The organism is Micromonospora yangpuensis (assembly GCF_900091615.1).
Lineage (GTDB): Bacteria > Actinomycetota > Actinomycetes > Mycobacteriales > Micromonosporaceae > Micromonospora > Micromonospora yangpuensis.
In genome coordinates this window covers 857,464-880,505 of the sequence record NZ_FMIA01000002.1, presented here as the reverse complement: position 1 = coordinate 880,505, position 23,042 = coordinate 857,464, and the positions used below count along the sequence as shown (strand labels likewise).

Genomic DNA, 23,042 nt, shown 5'->3' with positions numbered 1-23,042 from the left:
TGCCATACGGGGCCGGCAGTGGGTCCACGCCACGCCGCTTTGGCCCCCCGTGGGTACGGCGGATGGCCCGCAGGAGCGGGTCGGATGTAGTGCAGGCGGGCGTGGTTCAGGTTGTGGTCAATGTCGTGTGGGGGTGTGGCCGCACTCGTCGCGGAGGGTGTGTGCGTCGCAGGGCCGGGACGCTCAGGGACGCGGCTGCAGAGGTCGCGTCTGCTGCTGGTGCGCAGCGCGGCGCGGGTGCAATGGGGTGGAGCCGGTCGGGCCGCCGCCGATCCCAGGGAAGAGGGATGGGTGGCAGTGCCCGACCGGTTCCAGATCCGGTGGTGCTACAGGGCGACGGCGAGCAGCCGCTGGTCGGCCTCGATGGTGTCGAGGTACCGGGTCGCCTGCTCGAGGTAGGTCACCCGGTGGGTGAGGGCGTCGCTCGCGGATGCGAACTTGTGCCCGTCCGGCGTGAGCAGGGCGTCGCCGCACACGGCGGTGGTGGCGCTGTAGTGCTGGTAGGCCATCGGGCCTGCCTGGAACATCTCCAGCTCCCCAGGGCTGAGGTGGGCGGCGCCGTAGCTGGCCGCGTTGTGCATCCGCATCGCGTTGACGCGGGCCTGGTTGTGGAAGTCCGCCTCGGCCCGCTCGCGCGGGTATTTGGCGGGGTCCGCCAGGTGGCGGGCCAGCAGGGTCGGCCATGGGGTGGCCGGCCGGGTGCCGTGCACGACCTGCTGCCACAGTTGGTGGCGGATGCCGGCGCCGACGCCGGCGGCGTGACGCATGGCGGCGAGGTCGAGCAGCTTGACCGGTCCGCCGGCGCAGTACACCGGACGTCCCTTGCGAGGCGCGACCAGGTCGCGCCGCTGCCACAGCCACATGTCCGGGATGGCCCAGAAACGGGGCTGCAGGGTGCCGGACACGCCGAAGTGCCGGTCGAGCTGGGTGGCGGTCAGGGCCTGCGACGGCAGGCCGTCGGGCAGGCAGACGATCATGGTGTTGATCGTCGCGGTCGGCGTGACCACCGGGCTGGTGGGCGCCGTGGTGCTGGCGGTGGTGGCCGCGGGGGTGGGCTTGCGGCCCGGGCGGGGCGTCACCGTCGGCACGCGGGTGCCGTAGCGGCTCAGCGGGGTCGCGGCACCGTTGGTTGCGGTCATCTGGGGTTCCTCCTTCGGTAGGGCGCGTTGTTAGGCGCGCGGAAGCGGCCGGCCCACCGGGTACATGGGTCGACTCACGGGACGAACAGGGATGGGTGCAGCAGAGGGCTGCTGGTGGAGCGGGATGGTGCGGGTTGGTGCTGGTGGTGCGGTGCGACCTGGGGGTCGCCGCTTGGCGCGGGCGCCGACCGGCCGACAAGGGCGGGTGGGCGGAGCGCACCGTGAGGTGCGGCGGTGGTTCCCGAGGTGGGACCGGACCGGGTGGAGCGATATATGGGTGAAGGTGGTGCCGATGAAGGTAGCGGCCGGATCTGTCAGCGCCGGCCGCCGTCATGATCGTCAGTAGTGCCGGTGACCTGCACTGTCAGACGACCGCTCGATTCCGCGGGCGAGGGACGGCGGGACTGTGAGATCCGGTCTGTCTCACAGCCGCCCAAGGCAGTGGGACGGCTCCCCTCCGCGTGTGTTGAAGGTGAATGTCAGGGCTCCGGGTCGGCGGGGCCGCTGGGGTCGGTGTCGGGGAAGCGGTGCGGGTTGGTGGCCGGGTTGTCCGGGCCGTGGTCGGCGGGCAGTTCGTGCAGCCAGCGGCGCGGCCCGGGGTCGGTGGTCAGCGTCCAGGCAGGCCCGGCGGGATGCTCGCCGTGGAGGCCGGTGGCCACGGGCATGGCGGTGGGCACCCCGGCGAGGGCGTCGAGGAGGTGCTGCTCGCGGCGGCGGCCGGGGACGCGCAGCAGCACCGGGTAGCGGGGCCCGTAGCGGGCGAGCTGCTCGTACCCGCGCAGCTTGCGCAGCACGATGCCGAGGGGTTCGGTGCCGTTGTCGTGTTCGAGGAAGAACCCGACTGTGCGCCCTCCGGCGTGCCAGATGCCGTGCCCGTCGGGCTGGACACCGGTGCCGCTGCCGGCGGCGTAGGAAGCGGCGGCGAAGGCTGCGGTGGTGTGCTGTTCGGACCACCACCGCGCCAGACGAGCGTGTTCGTCGGTGCGGGCGTAGCCGAGCAGGTCGACGAACAGCTGGTTGGTGCCGAGCAGGTGGGCCAGGCGGCGGCTGCCGATGATGCGTTCGGTGCGGTCGATGCTGGTGCGTGGGGCGCGGGCGTCGACGTGGTTCGGGTCGTTGAACTGGGTGGGGTGGACCACGGTGCCGAGCGGGCCGAGGGTGTAGAGGTACTGGCCGCTGCCGGTGGTGACGTCGACGAACCGGCTGACCGCCTCCATCTGGTGCAACTGGGCGAGTCGGAGCCGGGCCGAGCGACGCGATGGGAACAGCGCCGTGGTGATCTGGTCGGTGGACAGCACGTAGTGCTCGGCGAGCCACCGCAACAGCTGATGATCACGGGTGGTCAACCGACGAAGCCGGTCAAGACGAGCAAGACGAGATGACGAACGGGAACCAGGCGAAGAGGACGAGGAAGAGGCGGAAGCCGAGCGGGAGTCGGAGTTGTTGGTGGACACGGTGGATGCTCCAAGCGGAAGAGGAGTTCCCTCCGAGGGAGGGTGTCTGAGTTCGGTGAGGTGGTCACCGGAGGCTGGACACGGCCGGTGAGCGGCACTGACAGACCCGGACGGCCGGATCTGTCAGTGCGGTGTGGTGATCGGTGGTGAAGGGCTGGTGAAGCCCGCACGGAAGGGGCGACCGGGACTCGGTCGACCTCGGTCGACCGATCTGTCGATCTTGCTTCAACCGTCCTGCGGCGTTCAGGTGTTCGCCTTCGGAGCGCTCTTGCCTCGGGACCGGCGGTTGTCGTCGGGGCGGGCCGAGAACCGGTCGACGAGGTCGTCGATCGCGCTGGTGTCCTGGGCCGGAACCGCCTGCGCCGCGGCCTGACGGATCGCCGTCGCCTCGCCCACGACCGGCTTCGGCGGCCGGGTCTTGAGGGTGAACGCCGGCGTCTGCCGCCCGCCGACGACGAGCCGCCCGACAGCGGTGTAGGCGTCCAGGTGCGTCAGGTCGTGCTCATCGAGCTCGGGCAGGGTGTGCCGGGCCAGCACGCGGGCGTCTTCCGGGGCGACGGAGAAGTACAGCTTGTTGCGGGCGTTCGCCGACGCCGCTGCCAGGAGGTCCTTCGGGAACTGGGCGAGGTCCTGGTGGGCGAGGACCATCGACAGTCGGTACTTCCGCGCCTCCGCCAACATTGAGTCCAGGCTGTTGGCGAGGGTCAGGAAGTTCTGACACTCGTCGATGATCAACGTGGCGTCGCGGCGTTTGTCCGCCGACACGGCGGCGCGGGCGGTCGCGGCCTGCCACACCTGCGCCAGGACGAGGGAGCCGAGCAGCTTGCTGGTGTCCTCACCCAACTGCCCCTTTGGGATGCGTACCAGCAGCGCCCCACCGTCGAGGACTTTGCCCATGTCGAAGCTGGACCGGGGGTAGCGCATGGTGCGCTTGACGAAGTCCCGCAGGAGGAACGCCCGCAGGCGGGCCAGGACGGGGCCGATGACCTGGGAGCGCAGGGCCGGGTTGAGGTCGTCGTACCACTGCCAGAACCCGGACAGGCCGGCCGGGTCGTCCAGGCCGACGGTCATCGCCGACCGGAACTGCGCCGAGTTGAGCAGGGGCGGGATGTGTTGGAGGGTGACGTTGGCGTGTCGCAGCAGGGTCAGGCAGGCCACTCGCATGACGTCGTCCATCCGGGGCCCCCACGCTTTCGCGAAGATATTCCCGAAGATCGACACGAGGTTGTCCACGACCAGGTCTGGGTCGCTGCCGGATAGCGGGTTGAGGGTGGGCGGGTTGGGCTGGTCGGGGTCGAACAGCACCACCCGCCCGGCGACGCTGGCGGGAAGCCGGTCGAGGATGTCCAGGACCATGTCGCCGTGCGGGTCGATGACCACGGTGCCCCGGCCGGCTTTGATGTCCTCGACGGCCATGTTGACCAGCAGGGTCGTCTTCCCGGAGCCCGTCGATCCGACCACATGCATGTGATACCTCGCGTCGGCGACGGACAGGGCCACCGCGTGGCCACCGACTTCGGCGTCGCCGAGGACCTTCATCCCGCGGCCGCCGGTCGGCACCGCCACCGGGGCGGGCATGGACTTCGCCCGCGCCCGATCCAACCCCGGCACGGCCAGATCCCGCGGCAGCGCCGCGAGGACGGCCAGCTCGGGGGTGGAGGCCAGGAACCCGGATCCGAGCCGCCGGGTGGCCAGCACGGCCACCGGTTGCGCCATCCGCGCCCGGTGGGCGAGGCGGTTGCGGCCGGCGTACACGGCGAACGACGAGGCGACCGCGTCCGCGACACCGCGCAGCCTGGCCTCCGGCCGGGACCCGCCGCGGTGGTTGTTCTTTGCGATGGCGTAGCGGATGCCGATCGTCCACAGCGGGTGGGTGGTCTTGTCGAGGATCGCCCGCACGTCCCTCTCCACGCCGGGGTCCCGGCGGCTGGCCGGCTGGCCGCCGCTGCGGGCGGTGGCGGTGCGGCCAGGTAGGAACGCCTCGATGAGCCACAGGAGTGGGGCGGCGGGATTGATGGCCGGTACGGCGGTCTTGCCGTCGCGGAGCCGGCCGGCGGCGCGGCGGGCTCGTGCGGCGCGGCGGGGGGTGGCGGGGCGGGTGAGGACCTGCACGCAGGCATACTCGTCCGGTTTGAGCTGCGACCCGGCCGACATGAGTGCTCGGAGCGGGTCGTTGTCGTGGTCGGTTTCGAAGGGCAGCCACTCGGCGGCCGTCGGCAGCAGGTGCCCGCCGACGGCGGCGGGCACGTCGAGCGGGATCGGCGGTGACGCCTGGTCGTCGGTGGTGCAGGCGGCGCCGGGCCAGGCGGCCCGCACGGCGGCCTCGACCGCCCCGTGCGGCACGCTGCCGGGCACCCAGATGCTGATGAGTAGCTGGCGGCCGGTCCAGGTGTAGTGCCACACCACGTGCGGGGCGCCGTACAGCAGCCGGCGTCGGCGGGACGGAGTGAGGGTGCCGTGCAGGTTCGCCCACAGCGCGGCGGCGCTGTGCGGGTCGACCTCCGGCGGTGGGGCGACGGTGACGAGGCGGGCGCCGTCGGTGTGGCGGCGGTGCCGCCACCCGTCGAGGAGGTTGCGCCCGGCGACATAGGCGACGAGCAGGGAGGCGGCGACGCCGAGCAACCACGGCCGGCCGGCCGCCCACTCCGCGGCGTGCAGAACCCACCGCGCGGGCGCGCCCGGCGGAGAGATGAGACCGGCGCCCGGCCCGGACGGGCTGGGCGCCGGCATCGGCGAAAAGGCATGCAGGGGTGTCACAGGGCCTCCTCCCCGTCGTCGGAGTCGAGGTCGGCCAGGTCGGACGGCTTCGTGGTCGCGAGAAGGTGTTCGGTCTGCGAGGAGATCGACTCGAACGCGGTCCGGTTCGTACCGGAGATCAGCAGGCCGTGCCCGACCCGGGCAGACAACAGCATCCGCCGCTCCCCGACGGTCAGGCCGAACGCGTCGGCGACCTGGTCGATGGCCTGCGGTGCCTGCTTGAGCAACACCTGCGTGGCCGCGTTCGACACGACGGCGTGGCCGAGGTCGGTGCCGAGCACGTCTGCGACGTCCTGGGTGATGACCGACAGGCCGGCGTTGCGCTTCCGGCTGGCCTTGGACATCTTGAACAGGAACCGGGCGCCTTCCCCGTCGCGCATCAGCAGCCACGCCTCATCCACCACGACCAGCCGCCGGCCTTGCGGGCGGGATCCTTCGTGGGACCGCCGGTGTTGGGGTGGGAGGTCGACCTGCCGCCAGATCTCGTCCAGGGCGAGGAGGGTGCCGACGGCGCGCAGTTCGTCTGGCAGGTTTCGCAGGCTCCAGACGACGAGGTGCCCCTGTGGGCGGGTCGTGGTCGGTGAGTCGAACAGGTCGGAGAACGAGCCGGCCACCCACGGGGCGAGTCGGGCGGCCAGTTCGTGGGCGGCGGCGTTGTCGTCGGCCCGTAGGGTCGCGGCCAGATCGCGCAGCAGCGGCGCGGGCCGGTGGTGGGTGGACGGGTCGGCGGTGATGCCCGCCTGCCGGTACACCTGCAGGATCGCCCGGTCCAGGGCGGCGCGCTCGGCCGGCGGCGGCAGCTGCCCCAGCAGCACCGCGATAAGGGTGTGCAGGAACAGGCCGCGGCGGGTGAGCACGTCCGGGCGGGTGTCCCCGGCCGGCAGGTCCAGGGGGTTGATCTTCACGCCGGGTGCGCCGAGTCGCACGATGGTGCCGCCGACCGCGTCGGCCAACCGGAGGTATTCGTCCTCCGGGTCGACGACGGCGACCTGCACCGCCTGGTAGAGCTGGCGGAGGATGTCGAGTTTGACGAAGTAGGACTTCCCGGCGCCGGAGCGGGCCAAGATCACACTGTTGTGGTTCTCGCAGCTCCAGCGGTCCCACCAGACGATGCCCTGGGAGTCCGGGTTGACCCCGTAGAGCACGCCGCCGGTGGTGGCGGGGTCGCCGGGCAGCGGTGCCGGCAGGTCCGCGCTGGCGAGGGGGAACGCGGCGGCCAGGGCCTGGGTGTCCATGGTGCGGCGCATCTGCAGCGAATCGGTCGCCAAGGGGAGGGTGGTGGTCCAGCCGGGCAGGTGCCGCCACGTCGCGGGTTGCACCTCGATCAGCGTGGAGGCGGCGGCGGCCTTCACCTGCGCGCACGCGTCGAGGAGTTCGGCCTCGGTGCGGGCGTGCACGGTCAGGTACAGGCCGACGCGGAACAGCTTCGCCGCCCCGCGGGCGAGGCGTTCGGCGAGGTCGGCGGCGTCGTCGGCGGCGGCCTCCACGTACGGGTCGGCCAGCTTGCCCTTCTGCTCGTCCGCCCGCCGGGACGACTCGAACCGGGCCCGCTGGTTGCGCAGCCGCGACGCCGCCACCGGTGCGGGGATCGGGTCGATGTGCAGGGCCAGGTCGAGGCGGCCTGGCCAGGACAGCAGCGGCTCCAGCCACGCCGGCCCGACCTCGGCCGGATACCCGGTCACCACCAGGGTGGCCGCGTAGCCGTCCCCGACCCGCAGGAACCGCGGCGTCACCTCCACCGAGGCCGGGGCCACCGTCGCCGCGAGTCCTGCGGACGGCGGGCTGGTGCTGTCGTCGATCGGGGCGCGTCGGCGCTTGACGAAGATCATGATGTCCTCCTGGTACGTGGCCTCCTCGCCGGAGGCGCGGTGATGGTGGTGTCGGGGGCGGCGAGGCCGCCGGGGCGGGGCGGCCGGTAGGGGTCCGCCGCAGCGGCCAGGGCGGCGGTCGTGGCGTGGCCGTCGAGGGCGCGGGTGGTGACGCCCAGCCCGGCTAGCGACCGGACCGTCTGATCGGCGCGGCGCCGGGCAGCGTGTTCACCGCGCTCACCGGAGTTGGTGCGGGTGACGATGAGGACCTGCCGGCGCAGCGGATCCCGCCGTTCGGCGAGGTCGTCGAGGAACCGGGCGTGATCGGCTGCCGCGTCGGCGAGAGCCGGGTGCGGCATCTCGTCCGCCGCCCGCGCTAGGGTGCGGGCGGCGGAGCGCAGGTCGACCGGCTGCGCCGACACCACGATCTGCGTCGGCGTGGACAGGCTGTTGAGCCACCGGCCGAAGGTGTCGACCAGGGCGGCCTGCTCGTCGGCGGTGCGCAGAGCGAGGTTGACGCTGGTTGCCGCGACCATCGCCGCCTTCACACCGTCGAGGCTGATCTCACCGTGGTCGTCGATGGCGTCGGCGGGCAGTTTCAGCGGCGCCGGCAGCATCACCTTCGACGCCGGGGCCTGCACCCAGTCGGGTGTCTTCGCGGTGGTGTCGGTGGTGGACAAAGCGCGCGGCGCCCGGGAGTGGCGCACCGCGGAGGCCAGCCACACGTCCATGGGCAGGCCGTCGCGGCGGCCGACAGCGAGGCCGAACACCAGGCCGCCGAGAACAACCGCGGCGCCGAGTAGCACCGGTGCGGGCACGATCGCGTGCAGGGCGCGCCAGGCGCCGTAAAAGATGACGGCGGCGACGGCGAGGATCGCGAGTTGCCGGAATGTCAGCCCGTAGAGCACCTTGTCCGGCGCGTCCACGTCGGCGGGCATGCGGGCGGTGACGGCCTGTTCGTCGCGGCGGGCGCGGCTCATCGTCGCACCGCCCCAAGGCCGGGGATGCGCAGCCCGCGGGTGAGTTGCTGCACCACGACGACCCGCACGACCGCGCCGAGCACGTTGCCGCCACGCCCGCCTGCGCCGCTGGTGGCGTAGCGGCGCATCAGACCCGGCACCTTGAGCGTGGTCCACAGCAGGACCATCACGACGAACAGGTTGAGCACTCCACCCGGTTCGACCGGCAGGCCCAGCAGCGGCAGCATGGTGCTGGTATCCAGCAGCATCCACTGGCCGGCGAACAACACGAACGCCTGCACCACCGGGATCGCCAGCATGGCGACGTACGACCGCCACCACAGGCGGGCCACGCCGTCGGTCTGCGGCAGCGCGTGGCAGGCCAGCGCGATCGGCGCGACCGCGGTGAGCACCAGCGCGACCGCGAAGCGGACGATCACACTGCAGGCCGTGGCGGCGAGCAGGAACACGATGATCGCCAGGCAGACGACGAACAGCAGACCGGCGGTCTGGTCACGCGCGGCTATCAGGTGGGTCTTGACGGCGTCGAGTGCCCCGTCGCCGTTGAAGTCCTGCGCGGTCAGTGCGGCGGTGAACGCGTTGGCGTACTCGATGAGCTTGCCAGCGATCAGTTGGGAGAAGTGGGCGGTGACGAACCCGACGACGCACCGCGGCAGGAGGTCCTTGGCGGTGTAGCGGGCGCGTTCGTCGCCGCCGGCGACCATGGTCAGGACACCGGCGGCGACGAACACCAGGACGAAGACGGTGTCGACGACCCAGATCGACCGCCCGGTCAGCGCCTGCACCTGCGGCAGGCTGGTCACGTCCGGGGTGATCAGCAGCGCGTGGGTGATCGCGGTGATGAGCCCGTTCAGGCAGTCCAGCAGCAGGCCGGCGAACCAGTCGAGGATCTGGTTGAGCGCCCAGGCCATCGTCAGCCTCCGACGATTCCCTGGACGACCTCCAGCAGGATGGGCGCGAGCACGGCCAGGCCGTAGCCGATCAGGGCGTTCTTCAGTGCGCCCTTGGCCTTGTCGACCTGGGCTGGGTCGCCGCCGGCGGTGGCCCAGTACACGCCGGCCAGGACCAGGAACAGGGTGGCGACGGCTGCCAGGATGCCCATCACCCAGGTCTGCAGGTTGGCGATGACGGTGGGCAGGTCGTTGGCGGCCAGGACGACCGGGCCGCCGGGGTCGGCGTAAGCGACGGCCGGCACGGCCAGCGTCACCACAGCAGCCGCCGCGGCGGGCGCGGCGACCCGGGCGACGAGGCGAAGCGCGCGGGTCGTCATCGGTGCGTGGGAGAGGGCGGTGGTCAGGGCACGGGAACGTGCCAACAGCGGGCGGAACATGATGGCTGCACCTCCCGCCCCGGCTCGCGCCGGGGCGATTCGTCGAAACGGTGGGCGGAGAGCCGCCGCCGGGCTCGGGAAAGACACGTCGGCCGGGAACCGTGGTGAACCTCGGGAGGAGCTCGTCCTCCCGTTCGGGTTGGCGATGATCGATGAGGTGTCAGCGCATCAACGTGGCGCGGCACCCGAGGTCGCCCGGTCCCGTGCCGACCTGGCCTCCCGGCCCGCGGCGGGCGGAATCAACCCCCAGCGTGACGCCGTGGTGGCGTCGGAGGAGTTCCGCACCCTCAAACCGGCGTTTGTGAGCTGTGGCGAACACCTGCCGATCCCACAGCGCTCCGACACGACCTCACAGACCTCTGACAGCCCTGGTCAGCGGCCTGTCCGACGATCGTGCCGCTGGTGGCGGACCTCGCCGTCGGCGTCGGCGCCGGAATCTCACAGCCGCCGGATCAACACCCCGCCGGGGCCGCTGTCAGATCCGTGGGAGATCCGTCAGACCCGCTTGGCAGCGGCCACGGCGGGTTTCCCCGCACCGGGGTGGGGGCCGGTAGCAGCGGTGAGAAGTGGCGGGTTCGTCGCACACGCTCGCGGGCCCGACCAGATGGTCGGGCCCGCGAGCAGAGAGCCTGCGGGATGGTCGGCGGTCAGGCGGCTGCCAGCGTCACCTGCGCCGCAGGATGCCGAGCGCTGCCGCCGCGGGCGGCCCGGATGTGCTGCCGTCGCTCGGCCGCCACGGCGAGGTCTTCCCGCGCCCGGGGTGAGGTCGCCTCGGTGAGCATCCCGGTGGCGAGCGCGTCGGCGATGCGGACATCGATGCGCTCGACACGTCGCCGCAGCGTGTCGACCTCTAGGCCGAGGCGGGCGGCGATGGGTTCGATGGCCCGGTGGCCCAGCCGCACGTCGATGTAGGGCTGCTCATCGCACTCGTCCACGATGCCCAACTCGACCGCCCGGCGTACGAGGAGGTCTGGATGCCCGTAGGGCCGCTTCGGCGTGCGGGGGCCGGTGACGTGTTCGAGGTCGTCCACCGGAACAGCCTCGGCGCCGTCACGTTGCCGCAGTTCGTGGCCGGCCCGCCACGCGGCCATGCACAGCGCCGCGTACGGCGCTGGTTTGGCCAGGTCGACCCGGTCGCGCAGGGCGGTCAGGAAGCCGGTGAGGATCTCGGCGTCCAGGTCGTGGGCATCGCCGGCCCAGCCGGTGTGCAGCCGGCCGGCGTAGCGGCGCAGCGCCGGCATCGCCAGGGCGACCGCGGCGATGACCCAGGCGGGTCCGTCGAGGCGGGCGCGGCGGACCAGCTCCCGCCACACCACGTCCCGCGCCGTGTAGGCGCGGGGATGTTCCAGCAGCCACTGCCGCAACGCCGGCAGGGCGATGACACCGCCAGGCAGACCGCTGTCATCGCCGAGTTGGTCGGCCAGCGGGTCGAGGTCCAGTGACAACGGGTCGGGGTCGCAGGTCAGGTCGGCGAACGCGGTGTCCACGGCGTCCAGCGGCGAGTCGGGCCAGTCCTTGGCGGACGCGGTCATGTCACGAACTCCCATGTCGGAGACGAATGTCGATGACGGGCCGGAGCGGGGTGGCCGGCGCGTCTGACCGCCATTGCGCCACCGGGGTCTCACAGGCCCCTGACAGCGCAGGCCGGCAGGCATGAATTGCCGGTTCGACGGCGTCGGCCGCCCCGGCCATCCGCTGACTGACGACCGGCGTCGGCGTGCTTCACCGTTCTGACAAACCGCGTTGACCGGCGCGTTGACACGACAGGAGGCGGCGGACACGGGACAAGGCCGCGAGGGACACGACACCGCCGAGCGGCCTGACAACGGGGGCACTGCCGGTCTCACAGCGGTGACAGCGCCCCGCGGGCGGCACGGTGTCAGATCGCGACCGGCTGACACCGCCGCCGAATGTCATCGTCACCCCGCGCGCCGCGGCGGCCCGCGCCGTCTGACAGCGTTCGTTCGGCGTGGGGACGGTCTGACACGGCCGCCGCCTCCGATGACAATCCGGCACCGGTGTCCTCGGTGACGCTGCCGCCGTCCGGGACAGACCCCGCCGCCGTCCGGGACACCGGACGGCGATCTGACAAGACTGGCCAGCGCCCCCGTGTCATCGACGCAAGTTGCGGTCATGGTCGAGGTGGTCGTGACCGTGCATGTCTGACAGCCGGGGGTGGCCGAGCGCTGTGACGATCTCACGACGCCGACCCCGGCTCGATCGAGCCGGCGACCGCCGGATCATCCCGCGTTCCCGGGCCAGCCGAGCGGACAGGAATCGGCTGTCAGACATTCGTGAGATCACCGTGAGGTCGGCAGGTGTTCGCCACAGCTGACAAACACCGGTTTGAGGGTGTCAGCGCACCACGGCGCGGCGCGGAGCCGACACCACATGAGCGAGCACACGCCGCAGCACCACAACCCGCAGCACGATCCCATCGTCGACACCGGCCCGCTGGCCGGGGTCGACCCGACGCCGACCGACTTGGTCGCCGGTGACCCGCCGGTACCGCTCACCGTCTGGCGCACCGCCCGCACCCCGGGCGACGCCGGACGCAGCATCGGCACCCGCCTCGCCGCCCGGCTCATCGCCGCCTACAGCCGCCCCGGCGAGGCGGTCGTCGACCTCAGCCCCGACCACGCCCTCACCCAGGCCTGCGCGGCTGGGGCCCGCCTGCACCACCCGGCGTGGTTCACCGACGCCTCCAGCCTGATCATCGGCCCCGCCACTCCCGTCCCGCCCGCCGGCACCACCGGCGACACGGACGCCGACGACGACCTGCCAGAGATGGGCGCCTGGTTCGGGGACGACCTCACCGACCCCGACCTGCACCCACCGGCCGACACGGCCGCCGGGCGGCAGGCCGGCGGCTCCCTGCAGCAGGCGACCAGTCTCGTGGTCGCCTGCTGGCCCCTCGACCCCAACGCCGCCGCCAACCGGGTGCGGCTGGCGTGGCTGCTGACCGGCTGCGCCCAGCTGCTGGAGCCGGGTGGCTGCCTGATCCTCGTCGTCACCGTCCCGGCCGGCACCACCGCCGGCCCGGAGGACTTCTCCGGCGTGGTCGAGGCCGCCGCCGGCGTCGGGCTGGGCTACCTGCAGCACCTTGTCGCGGTCACCGCCGACACCGACGGGGACGCGTTCGTCTACCACGTCACCGACGAGGAACTCCTCACCCTCGCCAACAGCATGGGCGATCGGTGGCGGGTGGCGCACCTGCGGGTCCACGCGGACCTGATGGTGTTCAGCCAGACTCAGCGCCACACCCCGCGCCGGGGCGGGCGCGAGGGCGGTGGTCGCCGTGGCTAGGCACCGCGCACACACCCCCGAACCGGCCCACGAGCAGACCACGACCACTGCCGCCACGAGCCCCGACCCGATCGGACGCCACCGGGCTGCTCCCGGCCCGGAGGGCCTGTCGGTGTGGGCGACTGCGCAGTCCACCGGCCCAGTCCAGCGCCGCGGCCGGTACGTCCGTGAGTCAGTGCAGCACCCGGCGCGGATGCTCCCCGCGATCGCCGCGCACGCCGTCACCGCCTACACCCAACCGGGGGACTTGGTGCTCGACCCGATGTGCGGGATCGGCACCACCCTGGTCGAGGCGATCCACGCCGGCCGCGACGCGATCGGGGTGGAGTACGAGTCCCGCTGGTCCGACATCGCCGACGCCAACATCACGCACGCCCACACCCAGGGCGCGACCGGCCGGGCTGGCGTCATCCGCGGCGACGCCACCCGCATCCTGTCGCTCGTACCCGGAGCCCTGGCCGGGCAGGTCGCCCTCGTGGTGACCTCGCCGCCGTACGGGCCGACCGTGCACGGCCTGGTTCGGCCCGGCGCGGACGGGGTGGCGAAGTTCGACAACGCCTACAACGACGGCACCGACCGCGGGAACCTTGCCTACCGCGACCTCACCGGACTCGCCGACGGGTTCGCCCAGATCCTCGCCGGCTGCCACACCCTCCTCAAGCCTGGTGGGGTCGTCGTGGTGACCGCCCGACCGTGGCGCAAGCACGGCGAACTGGTCGACCTGCCCAGCGCGGTCATCGGCGCCGGCATCCGGGCCGGCCTCACCCCGGTCGACCGGTGCGTGGCATTGCTCGCCGCCGTCCGCGACGGCGGGCTCGTCGCCCGCCCGTCGTTCTTCCAACTTCAGGCCGTCCGTAAGGCCCGGGCCGCCGGCACCCCCATGCACCTGATCGCGCACGAGGACGTCCTCGTGTTCATCAAGAGCCAGACCGACTCGGATGCAGGAAGCCCGAAGGAAAACCTCGGGGGAGGGGTGGTCGTGTGAGTGCCCCTACCTACCGCTACACGAGCCTCAGGGCTGGAGCGAAGAGCTGCTGCATGCGGCTGGCCGCGCGCGGTGAGACTCCGACACTAGACGCCGGGGAGGTGCGTGATTGACCACCGACCCGCACCGCGCATCGGATCGCTGTGCACCGGCTACGGCGGCCTCGACATGGCCGTCGAGCTGGTGCTCGGCGGCGAGCTCACCTGGTATGCCGAAACCGACCGGCACGCGCGCACCGTCTGCGCCCACCACTGGCCCGGCGTGCCCAACCTCGGTGACATCCGCACCGTCGACTGGACCCGCGTCGAACCCGTCGACGTCCTCACCGCCGGGTTCCCCTGCCAGGACATCTCGAATGCCGGCAAACGCGCCGGCATCACCGGAGAGCACTCCAGCCTGTGGAGTGCCGTCGCCGACGCCGTTCGCGTCCTTCGACCGCCGCTCGTGTTCGTGGAGAACGTCGCCGCGCTCCTACGGCGGGGATTCGACGTCGTCGAAGCCGACCTGGCCGCGATCGGGTACGACGCGAACTGGACGTGCCTACGCGCGTCCGACATCGGCGCCGCCCACCGCCGGGACAGGCTGTTCCTGCTGGCCGCACCCGCCGGAGGACGGGGAGGGGGTGCGGACGCTGCCGACACCGTGCGCCCGTGACGGTAAAGGACCCGGCCACCAGCACGGGCTGCCCGACCTCATCGAACCGTCAGGCTCGACCCACGGCCTCCTATCCACCTCCACCGTGGGGCGCACCGTTGAGCACGGGCATACGCGGGTCGACGGCGCGCGGCTGCTGCCCACCCCCAGGGCGAGCGACACCGGGACGCCCGGACGACGCGCGGGGGCCGGGTTCCGGCCCCCGCTGTCGCAGGTGCTGCTGCCCACCCCACGGGCCACCGACGGCGAGAAGGGCTGCCCCGGGCAGCGCGGCTCGCATGGCGACCTGACCCTGCCCGCCGCGGCGGTGCGGGTCCCGGCCCGGACCCTGCCCACCCCCCGCGCGTCCGACGGGCGCGGTCCCGGACAGCACGGCGATGGCGGCGCGGACCTGCGCACCACCATCGCCGGGCTCGGGCAGCCCGACGAACAGCGGTGGGGCGGCTACGCCGCCGCGGTCGCCCGCTGGGAGCTGCTGCTCGGCCGGCCCGCACCGGAACCCACGCAGATCGGCCGGCACGGCAAACCCGTCCTCGCGCCGCCGTTCGTGGAGTGGCTCATGGGCCTAGACCCAGGCCACGTCACCGACCCCGACCTGGGGCTGCCGCGCACTCTCGCGCTGCGGGTCCTCGGCAACGGCGTCGTGCCCCAACAGGCCGCCGCCGCCCTGCGGCTGCTGCTGTGCCCGTGCAGGTGGTAGCGGGAGAAGGTTCCTTGGCCTACCGACATGGCCAGTGGTGGCGCGCCCGGTTGAGGCCAGGGTGCCAGTGAGATCCCGCTAACCGGCATCGGCGTGCTCCGCCTCCACGGCCTCGCTCCGCAGGCGGCACCGCCAGTCCGACGCGATGGCGGTGCCGCATGCGGAGAGCCAGCCCTCATCTGAAAACCCCAGGACCCTACCGCCCCTGCGGCTGGCGGTCCGAGATTAGGAGTCAAGCCCATGCGATCAGCACGACGAACCCGCAGCCTCACCCCCGCCGCCAACCCCGACAGCGACGACGCAGCTTGTACCTGGACCACCGAGCGCATCCTGGCGCTCGGGGCGACCACGGACCTCGCCACCGCCGCCGCCATCCTCGGCATCTCCCGCTCGGCGGCCTACAAGCTGGCCGCCCGCGACGCCTTCCCGGTGCCCCTGTTCCGGGCCGGCGCGTACTACCGCGTGCCGACCGCCCCCATCCTGCGGAAACTGCACCTCGAGTCCCTGCCGGTACCGGCAGCGGATGACACCGGCGGGGCGGGTGCCGACGAGGACGGCGGGTATTCGGGCGCGGACAGGGACACCACGGGCTGCAGCCCTCCGCCTTGACCCCACCGGGGGTGGTAGGCACGGTCCACCGGCACGGCTCCGTACGCCGTGCCGGTGCAGTCGCGCCGACTACTGCTCGACGACGCCGGAGAGGAGCCGGACCAGGGTGCGGCGCAACACCAGCTCGATGTCATCCACGACGGCTGACAGGTCATCTGTCGGCTGACCGGTGAGCGTGCGCAGTTCCCGCCTGCTCGGGTCGTCGCCGTGCATCTCGTCGTTGCGGAGCCGGTACCCCAGACGCAGGAGTGCCTCGAGCCGCTCGGGAGGCGCCTGCAGGACAGGGTCGTCCGCCAAGAGCACGGTCGCTCCGGCAACGACCTTGTCCTGCTTCCAACGATCCGCTGGGAGGCCTGGCAGTTTGATGAACAGCACTTCGCTGCAGACCATCAGGTCGATGAGCCGGTCGGTCGGCACCCGGTCAGCCCCCGCCAGGACCAGCCGGCGCAGCGCGGTTTGCAGACCCCGGTTCCCCCGGACCACGGGATGCGCGAGGAGGTCGTACACCTCGCGCACCGCCTCAACCTGCTCTCGCCCGAGGATCGTCGGCCGCTCCTCGTCGAAGGCGGGTAGCGCCGACAGTGACGCCGTCGGCCCCAGACCCTGGGGAAAGTCGTCGTCCGGTGGGCAGCGGATCGCCCGGGTCGCGGTGACGGACCCGCCGCACACCAGCCGCAGCGCCGTCACCAGACGGCTGGCTGGCTCGACCAGCGCGCCAGAATCCGGCGCCGTCGGTTGGGCGGGTACGTCCACGTCCGAGCACACCGGGTACGAGGTGCAGCGGGTCAGGGCCCACTGGTGGAACCGCGACACGGTCACCGAGTTCGGGCCGCCCGCGAAGGCGATCGGCACCGCGAGGTAGCCGATCGCGGCGCTCACCTGCCGGTCGCTCATTGCTTGCAGCACCAGGCCGTCCGGCAACGTGACCGCCTCGATGCCCGCGGTGGGGGTGAAGGCGTTGAGCGGGACCACCTCGACCAGCCGGGCCCGCGTGGCCAGCAGACCGTCCTCCAACCTGCTGTACGCGGCGTCGAATGCCTCCTGGTCGAACCGGTAACCCCCGACGGCGGCCACCATGGGTTCGAGGACGTGCTGCACCAGCGTCCACCCCAATTGCCGCAGCGTGAGGGCGAACTCCACCCCGACAAGGCAATCCATCCGCTCGCGCAGCACCTCATCGGCGGCCACGACGGCCCGCACCGCCCCGATCTCGGCGAAGGTGTCCAAGAACCGGTAGTCGGTGACCCAGGCCGGCATCTGCCAGGCGCCGCGGCGGATCGCGAGGAACGCCTCCTGCCCGTGGCGGTGCCACTCGCCGAAGTCGGGAACGGTCGCGAACACCGGCACGCCGTCGCGAGCGGCCAAGTCGCGGAGCACCGCCGCCATCAACTGGGCCACTGCCGCGTGCAACTCCGGGCGCCGCACCCGACCCCTCACCACGTCAACTGCCGCCACCATCGGCCGTCCTCCATGCCCGATCTCACGCGAACCGGACAGGATCTCAGACTCCCCAGCAGGGCGCATCTGACTTTCGCCGGTCACCGGCCCAGCGGATGGACCACCCACCGGACCTGGAACCGCGGCGACTTGACCGTGCCCGCCGGTCACGCGTGGATGTCGATCGACCAAACCGATGCCCCACCACCCCAGACGAACGGGAGCACCACCACCGATGCCAGACGGAAGCATCTTCAAGCGCTGCGGCTGCCGCCACCCCGACACCGGCAAGCCACTGGGAAACGACTGCCCGAAACTACGACGCGCGAACCGATCCTGGAGCTCCGACCACGGCCACTGGGCCTACCAGCTCGAACTACCACCCACCACCGATGGCGGGCGCCGGCAGCTACGCCGCTCCAGCTTTCCCACCCGGCGTGCCGCCGCCGACGAACTCGACCACGCCCGCGACCTGCTCGCCCTCGCCAACGGTGACCGGCGCCGCCGTACCGAGATCGCCGACCTGCTGCAAACCGCCGTACGCGCGAAACGTCCCCTGCCCGAGGTCGACCGCATCCGCCAACGGCTGCGCGGCGACGGTGCGCTGGCCGACATGCCCACCGTCGCCGAGTACCTCACCGGCTGGCTGATCCACCTCACGATCGACGCGAACACGCAGCGCGGCTACGAATCGATCGCGCGGGTCCACTTGATCCCACACCTGGGCGACATCCCGTTGGACAAGCTGCGCACCACCCACATCCGCGCCATGTTCGCTGCCATCGAGCGTCGCAACGACGAGATCGCCGCCGCGAAGGCGAGCACCGACCCAGCTGTCCGCGCGTCCGTCACCGGCGTGCGACCCACTGGCGCCAGCACACGCCAGCGCATCCGCGCCTGCCTCCGCAAAGCGATCAACGACGCCCTCGCCGACGAACTCATCGTCGGCGCCAACCCCGCCGCCCTGGTCAAGGTCCCCGCCGACCGGCCCCTGCCGATCGTGTGGGAGGACGAACGCGTGCAACGGTGGAAGGCCACCGGCGAGGTCCCCGGACCGGTGATGGTCTGGACCGACGCCCAGGTCGTGCAGTTCCTCGACTACGCCGCCGTACACGCCCCCGACCTGCACCCCATGTGGCACTACATGGCCTACCGCGGGCCCCGCCGCGGCGAGGCGTGCGGCCTGCGCGACAGCGAGGTGCGGCTGCACCGCCGCGAGACCACGATCAACAACCAGATCGCCACTCACGGCTACACCGCCGTGCAGAAACCGCCGAAGAGCAGGGCCGGAAACCGCGACGTCGCCCTCGACACGGACACGACCAAGGTCCTCACCGCCTACAAGGCCCGCCGCGCCGCCTGGCAACTCGCCGCCGGCGACGCATGGCCCGACACCGGCCTGTTCTTCGTCCGCCCCGACGGAAAGCCGTGGCACCCCAACGCCGTCACCCAACGGTTCCGCAAGCTTGTCCGCAAGGCCGGGCTGCCTCCGATCCGGCTGCACGACCTGCGCCACAGCGCCGCCACCATCGCCCTCGACGCCGGCATCGACATCAAGGTCGTCTCCGAGCAACTCGGCCACTCCACCACGACCCTGACCCGCGACACCTACCAGAGCGTCACCAAGCGGATGCACCAGGACGCCGCAGATGCCGTCGCCAAGAAGATCAACCGGAAGCGCCGCGGTCCCTGCCTCGCGGGGTGATGCCACTATCGTCGCCGAGCTGTAGCAGGCCGCCCTCCTACGAGGCCTCGGTCGTTCCGGACGGCGCTCGCGCCGTGAGAGGTGACGGCCAGTGGATGAGGCAGCGGGCAGCTTCGACGATGATCCCGACAATTTCAGGCAGCTCGGCCGGGGTAGCTGCGTAGGGTATGAGGTGCTTGCCGAGTGCGGGCTGCGACCGGGTACGCGCGTCTCTGAGATTGGGGCCCAGAGCAGGGCAGGTGACTGGGTCCCCTCATGGCCGCTGGTGCGTCGGCGCTGGCCGTGGAGATCGGTGGTCGGCTGGCGGCCCGGCGGCGAGCGAACCTGGCGGGCCACGACGTGACCGTCGTCGAGGGCGACGTCACCACCGTGCGGAGTCGATGCGCCCGTGTACGCCCTCGAGCGGACGGGGCAGCTCAAGGCCGCCCGCCAAGCGTTGCGGTGTCGGTGCCGGTGTGGCCGTGTTCGAGGATCAGCACGTAAGAGAACAAGCCCGCCTTCGCGCCGTGCACTCGTTCTTGGGCAGAGAGGATCTCGCCTGTGCGGGGGTGGACGATGAGCTGCGTCTGGGAGTTGTCAGCACTCACGGTGAAGCCGAGGCCAGTTCGTCCGGCGAGGTCAGTCTGCTCGCCCTGGTAGGAGATGGCCGGCACGTCTGCGAGGACTCCCAGTGCGGCTGCGCGCTGTTCCTGATTGAGGTACTGGCTGGTGGCGACGCCGATGACGCCTTGGACGAGCATGCGCGGGTACGCGGGCTCACCGGCCAGTTCGCGTGGGGCCAGCGCACCAACAAGCTCGGCGATGTCGGTGGTCAGCGGTTCGGGAAGGTAGGGCTCGAGTTCGCCGCTGACGTATCGCGTCGTCTTCGTCCCGGCAGTGGCGAACTGGCGGCGCTCGTCAGGTGTCGGACGGTGGGCGAGGCCATGCACGTCGGGGAGCCGGCGCGTCACCTCACGGCCGGAGTCGTCGGCGTCGCGGCGCCAGCGCTGTAGGTCCGAGCGGGTGATGACATTGGTGGCACGAGTCCAGGATTGGGTGTGGAGGTAGGTGTAGGGCAGGTCGATGGTGCGATCGGCGGGGGCGGCCGTGATGGTGCCGGCGAGCAGACGCAGGCGCTGCGGTGGGGTGAGGCCGGGCGCGGTCGCTACGAGTGCCGGGGATGGGGGCATCGGAGGCGTCGTGGGGGCTGGTGTGGCCGGTGTCGGGCTGGCGGGTCCGGGTTGGCAGCCGGCGAGGAGGAGGCCAGCGATCAGTCCTGCCGACCATCGGCGCGTGGTGGGGGTGGTGCGGAGCAAGGTGTTTGGTGTCCTTTCGATGCGCATTTGTTTCGGGTGCGCCCAGGCCGGTTGTCCCGGTGGTGGGTGGTCAGGTGCGCGGCGGTCTAGCTGGCGCCGGGCGTGGCGGACGTTGCGATGTGCGGGGGATGCCCCGGCGGGCCGGTAGCTGTGGTGTGCATGCGGTACAGGGCGGCTGTCATGCGCGCGATGGCGGGGTGGTGGGGATGGACACGGCGGTGGTCGGCGATGGTGCGGGCGAGGAGTTGCTGCGCCGGTTCCTGGTGGCCGTGTTGGTACAGGACGACGGCGAGGGTGGCTTGGGTGGCGAGGGTGGGTAGTGCGTAGGGTCCGTCGGCTTGGGTGTGGTGGCGGATGAGGTCGCTGTAGCAGTCGGCGGCGGCGGTGAGGTTCCCGGCGGCGCGGTGGGTGGCGGCCAGGACGCGCAGGGCGGCGCGGACTTCCGGGTTGGTGGGGTCTCGGAGGAGGTGGCGCAGGCCGCGGTGTCCCCACTGGGCCCAGGGGAGCGCGGCGGCTGGGTCGCCGCTGGTGAGGGTGAGGGTGGCCAGGAGCATGGCGGCGCGGGCGGTCGCGGTGTCCAGGGCGAGCCTGCCGCTGGTGGGGTCGACGTGCAGGAGCCCGCTGTGCAGGACGTCGATGGCACGCTCGGGCTTGTTGTCGGCGGCGTGGCGCTGGGCTAGGTGTAGACGCTGGGCCATGACCATCATCGGGCCGGTGACCTGTAGGGAGATGGCTCTCCAGGTGATGTGCAGGTCTGTGCCGGTTGCGCCGACGGTGACGCGTTGGATAGGGCCGAGCGCGTAGGAGGCGGCCTGGGTCGTCTTTCCGGGTGGGACGAGGTGTGGGGTGCGGTGCAGGATCACCGCGGCGACGGCGTCGCGGATCTCCTCGGCCGGCACCGGTGTGCGCCCGCAGGACGGCGCGCACAGGTAGAACCTGCCGCTGCCGGGCAGCTGGATGAGGATCATGGATCGCGCGCAGGTGTGGCAGGCCAGGAGGCCGGGTGGCACGGGCGCGGCCTGCACGGCGCGGGCCCGCGAGACCCATTCCTCAACCGTCGCGGGCGACAGGTGGTGGCTGCGGGCAACGTCCCGGGGCGCTTGGTGCAGGCCGTGGACGGCGGCTTGTTCGATGGTCGCGGCGACGACCTCGGCGACGAAGGCGGGTGTCCACGCGGGGATGGCGGTCGTCCGCGTCGGCATCGGCGTTCCTTCCTGGGGGTTCATGGTTGCGTTCAGGCGGTGGGAGCAGCGCCGGGTTTGTGAAGTTCGTAGGGACCCGCAGACGGCGCATGTGAGCGGAGGGTGTGGCCGGCGACGACAGTGGGGGGCTGTCGTCGCCGGCCACGTCGGTCGCCGCTGCCCTCCCTCAACGGGCGGGCGACCGGCTTGGACGCCCCGACGTGGGCCCGACGCAGAGGGTGGGCGATGACGCGGGGCGGCGACAGAGAGGGGCGGTGCTAGCCGGACCTGGCTACCGAAACCCAGGGCCTAGCGTTGGGCGTCGGACTGGGCGCGGGCCGGGGCGGTGACGGTTGCCGGCCTGGCGGTGTTCAGGGGCCAGGAGCCGCGGTTCGGGTGAGGGTTGCGGCCCATCGGGACGAGGACCGGCCCGTCGGGCAGGGTGAGCGTGGGTCTCGGGAGGTAGCCGTGCTTGCGGTACAGGTCCTGGCTGTCGGGCGCGATTTCGGTCCACGAGGGCATGTCGATGCGGTCGACGCGGCTTTCATGGTGGGTGAGCATCGCCTTGCCGATGCCGCGTCGTTGGGCGGCGGGAAGGACGGCGAGGACTGCCAGGTGGTGGTGAGGTTCGGTGGGTCGGACCGGGGTGAGTAGCTGGTCGAGGAGTTCGAACTGCCGCACGTGCGGGCCGGCGGCGTCGGCCAGTCGGCTGTGGTAGTTCGACGGTGGCGGGATGCTGCGGTAGCGGTGAAACCCCATGGCGGCGGCGCTCAGGTCGTCCATGATCTGGATGTCGCCGAAGAACATGGCGTGTTCCACCCAGATCACCGCCACGTCGGTGAGGATCCGCTGCCGGCAGGTCGGGTCGGGCACCAGCCACTGGGCGAGCGGGCCGGAGTGCAGGGCGTAGGCGATCAGCGCGGCGACCGGTTCCTTGTCCGCCCACCGGGCGGCACGGATACGCGGAATGACGTCCATGGGATGCCTCCAAGGGCAGCGGGTGGGTGGGGCGGGCTTACCGGTAGGTGGCGGTGGCGAGGTCACCGACGGCGGCGTCGACCGCGGCGGTGATGTCGCGTACCTGCCGGTGGTGCTGCGCGGCAATGGTGCGTAGCTGCGCGGTGAGGGTGGCGATGTCGTCGGCGAGGTACAGGTGGTTGGTCAGGCCGAGGGTCGCGACGAGGCCGCCGAGGGCGGCGGTGTGGTTGTCGGGCTGGTCACGGCCGGCGGCGATGTAGTGCAACCGGGCGCGGGCGACGACCGGCCACTTGAGGTCCGTGGGCAGGTAGCGGTCGGTGCGGGCGAGCCCTCCCAGGCGGCGACGCACGTCGTGGCGCAGGATCCCGCCGGCGTGCAGGCCGGCGCGGGTGCGGTCGTACAGGTCGTCGGCGAACCCGCGCAGCCACCTCCGCAGCGGCGGGGTCGGGTGGGCGTAGCGGATGGAGGCCAGGGCGGTGTCGGCGATCAAGTCCCCGACCGGGCGGTCCAGGTGCAGCCACAGCCGCTGCTCCTCGCCCGATTGGGTGTCGTCCGTGGTGTCGAGACCGATCCGCCCGGCGAGAAACAGGTCGATGAGCACCGCACCCGCCAGGCCGAGTGCGAGAGCCTGGCGGTGGATGTGTGGCTGGCCGGTGTCGTCGTCGTGACCGAGCAGGAACAACTCGTCCCGCAACGGCAGCTGGGGGATGGAGGAGGCCATGTG

Annotated in this window: 19 protein-coding genes; 6 read left to right on the top strand and 13 right to left on the bottom strand. The window is 72.0% G+C overall.

Features of this window, described 5'->3' with window-relative positions; genetic code table 11:
• Positions 1-326 precede the first annotated feature (326 nt).
• The 8 genes from GA0070617_RS04225 to GA0070617_RS04185 form a co-directional block, all read right to left on the bottom strand.
• The gene (locus GA0070617_RS04225; RefSeq protein ID WP_175440429.1) at positions 327-1,139 is read right to left on the bottom strand and encodes a hypothetical protein; all 813 of its coding nucleotides are present in this window, start codon (positions 1,137-1,139) and stop codon (positions 327-329) included.
• A gap of 479 nt (positions 1,140-1,618) precedes the next feature.
• The gene (locus tag GA0070617_RS04220) at positions 1,619-2,485 is read right to left on the bottom strand and encodes a replication-relaxation family protein (RefSeq protein ID WP_091434114.1); all 867 of its coding nucleotides are present in this window, start codon (positions 2,483-2,485) and stop codon (positions 1,619-1,621) included.
• A gap of 351 nt (positions 2,486-2,836) precedes the next feature.
• Positions 2,837-5,323, bottom strand: coding sequence for a helicase HerA domain-containing protein (locus tag GA0070617_RS04215; protein ID WP_091434112.1), 2,487 nt, complete (start codon positions 5,321-5,323; stop codon positions 2,837-2,839).
• Positions 5,324-5,346: 23 nt separating this feature from the next.
• Positions 5,347-7,179, bottom strand: a complete 1,833-nt coding sequence (locus GA0070617_RS04210) for a VirB4 family type IV secretion system protein (protein ID WP_091434109.1) — start codon at positions 7,177-7,179, stop codon at positions 5,347-5,349.
• A complete protein-coding gene (locus GA0070617_RS04205) occupies positions 7,176-8,138 on the bottom strand; it encodes a PrgI family protein (protein ID WP_091434106.1) in 963 nt (320 codons plus the stop codon). Before GA0070617_RS04205 ends, GA0070617_RS04210 begins: the two co-directional genes overlap by 4 nt.
• The gene (locus GA0070617_RS04200; RefSeq protein WP_091434104.1) at positions 8,135-9,049 is read right to left on the bottom strand and encodes a TrbL/VirB6 family protein; all 915 of its coding nucleotides are present in this window, start codon (positions 9,047-9,049) and stop codon (positions 8,135-8,137) included. The genes GA0070617_RS04205 and GA0070617_RS04200 overlap by 4 nt, the downstream gene beginning before the upstream one ends.
• 2 nt (positions 9,050-9,051) lie before the next feature.
• Complete coding sequence (locus GA0070617_RS04195; protein WP_091434102.1) at positions 9,052-9,468, bottom strand: pilin; 417 nt, start codon at positions 9,466-9,468, stop codon at positions 9,052-9,054.
• A gap of 647 nt (positions 9,469-10,115) precedes the next feature.
• A complete protein-coding gene (locus GA0070617_RS04185) occupies positions 10,116-11,000 on the bottom strand; it encodes a hypothetical protein (protein ID WP_091434101.1) in 885 nt (294 codons plus the stop codon).
• 859 nt (positions 11,001-11,859) lie between these two features.
• On the opposite strand from GA0070617_RS04185, the gene GA0070617_RS04180 reads away from it, so the two are divergent.
• From GA0070617_RS04180 to GA0070617_RS04160, 5 genes are all read left to right on the top strand, one after another.
• A complete protein-coding gene (locus tag GA0070617_RS04180; RefSeq protein WP_091434098.1) occupies positions 11,860-12,774 on the top strand; it encodes a hypothetical protein in 915 nt (304 codons plus the stop codon).
• 70 nt (positions 12,775-12,844) lie between these two features.
• Positions 12,845-13,759 carry a TRM11 family SAM-dependent methyltransferase gene (locus GA0070617_RS04175; protein WP_229688409.1) on the top strand — a complete coding sequence of 305 codons (915 nt, stop codon included), beginning with the start codon at positions 12,845-12,847 and terminating at the stop codon, positions 13,757-13,759.
• Positions 13,760-13,864: 105 nt separating this feature from the next.
• Entirely contained in the window at positions 13,865-14,413 is a 549-nt protein-coding gene (locus GA0070617_RS04170; protein WP_091434094.1) for a DNA cytosine methyltransferase, read from the top strand.
• A gap of 85 nt (positions 14,414-14,498) precedes the next feature.
• Positions 14,499-15,113 (top strand): hypothetical protein, encoded by a 615-nt coding sequence (locus tag GA0070617_RS04165; RefSeq protein ID WP_229688388.1) that lies wholly within the window; start codon positions 14,499-14,501, stop codon positions 15,111-15,113.
• A 240-nt stretch (positions 15,114-15,353) separates the two neighbouring features.
• Entirely contained in the window at positions 15,354-15,722 is a 369-nt protein-coding gene (locus GA0070617_RS04160) for a DNA-binding protein (RefSeq protein WP_091434090.1), read from the top strand.
• A gap of 69 nt (positions 15,723-15,791) precedes the next feature.
• On the opposite strand, the gene GA0070617_RS04155 is transcribed toward GA0070617_RS04160, so the two are convergent.
• The gene (locus tag GA0070617_RS04155; protein ID WP_229688410.1) at positions 15,792-17,411 is read right to left on the bottom strand and encodes a hypothetical protein; all 1,620 of its coding nucleotides are present in this window, start codon (positions 17,409-17,411) and stop codon (positions 15,792-15,794) included.
• On the opposite strand from GA0070617_RS04155, the gene GA0070617_RS04150 reads away from it, so the two are divergent.
• The gene (locus tag GA0070617_RS04150; protein WP_091434089.1) at positions 17,395-18,864 is read left to right on the top strand and encodes a site-specific integrase; all 1,470 of its coding nucleotides are present in this window, start codon (positions 17,395-17,397) and stop codon (positions 18,862-18,864) included. The two genes, GA0070617_RS04155 and GA0070617_RS04150, sit on opposite strands and share 17 nt — an antisense overlap.
• A 416-nt stretch (positions 18,865-19,280) precedes the next feature.
• On the opposite strand, the gene GA0070617_RS04145 is transcribed toward GA0070617_RS04150, so the two are convergent.
• The 4 genes from GA0070617_RS04145 to GA0070617_RS04130 all read right to left on the bottom strand — a co-directional run bounded on the left by GA0070617_RS04145 (position 19,281) and on the right by GA0070617_RS04130 (position 23,039).
• Positions 19,281-20,033 carry a hypothetical protein gene (locus GA0070617_RS04145; RefSeq protein ID WP_229688389.1) on the bottom strand — a complete coding sequence of 251 codons (753 nt, stop codon included), beginning with the start codon at positions 20,031-20,033 and terminating at the stop codon, positions 19,281-19,283.
• A gap of 212 nt (positions 20,034-20,245) precedes the next feature.
• On the bottom strand, positions 20,246-21,361 hold the full coding sequence (locus tag GA0070617_RS04140; protein WP_091434086.1) for a tetratricopeptide repeat protein: 1,116 nt from the start codon (positions 21,359-21,361) through the stop codon (positions 20,246-20,248).
• 288 nt (positions 21,362-21,649) lie between these two features.
• Entirely contained in the window at positions 21,650-22,318 is a 669-nt protein-coding gene (locus tag GA0070617_RS04135; RefSeq protein ID WP_091434084.1) for a GNAT family N-acetyltransferase, read from the bottom strand.
• 37 nt (positions 22,319-22,355) lie between these two features.
• The gene (locus GA0070617_RS04130) at positions 22,356-23,039 is read right to left on the bottom strand and encodes a GOLPH3/VPS74 family protein (RefSeq protein ID WP_091434082.1); all 684 of its coding nucleotides are present in this window, start codon (positions 23,037-23,039) and stop codon (positions 22,356-22,358) included.
• Positions 23,040-23,042 lie beyond the last annotated feature (3 nt).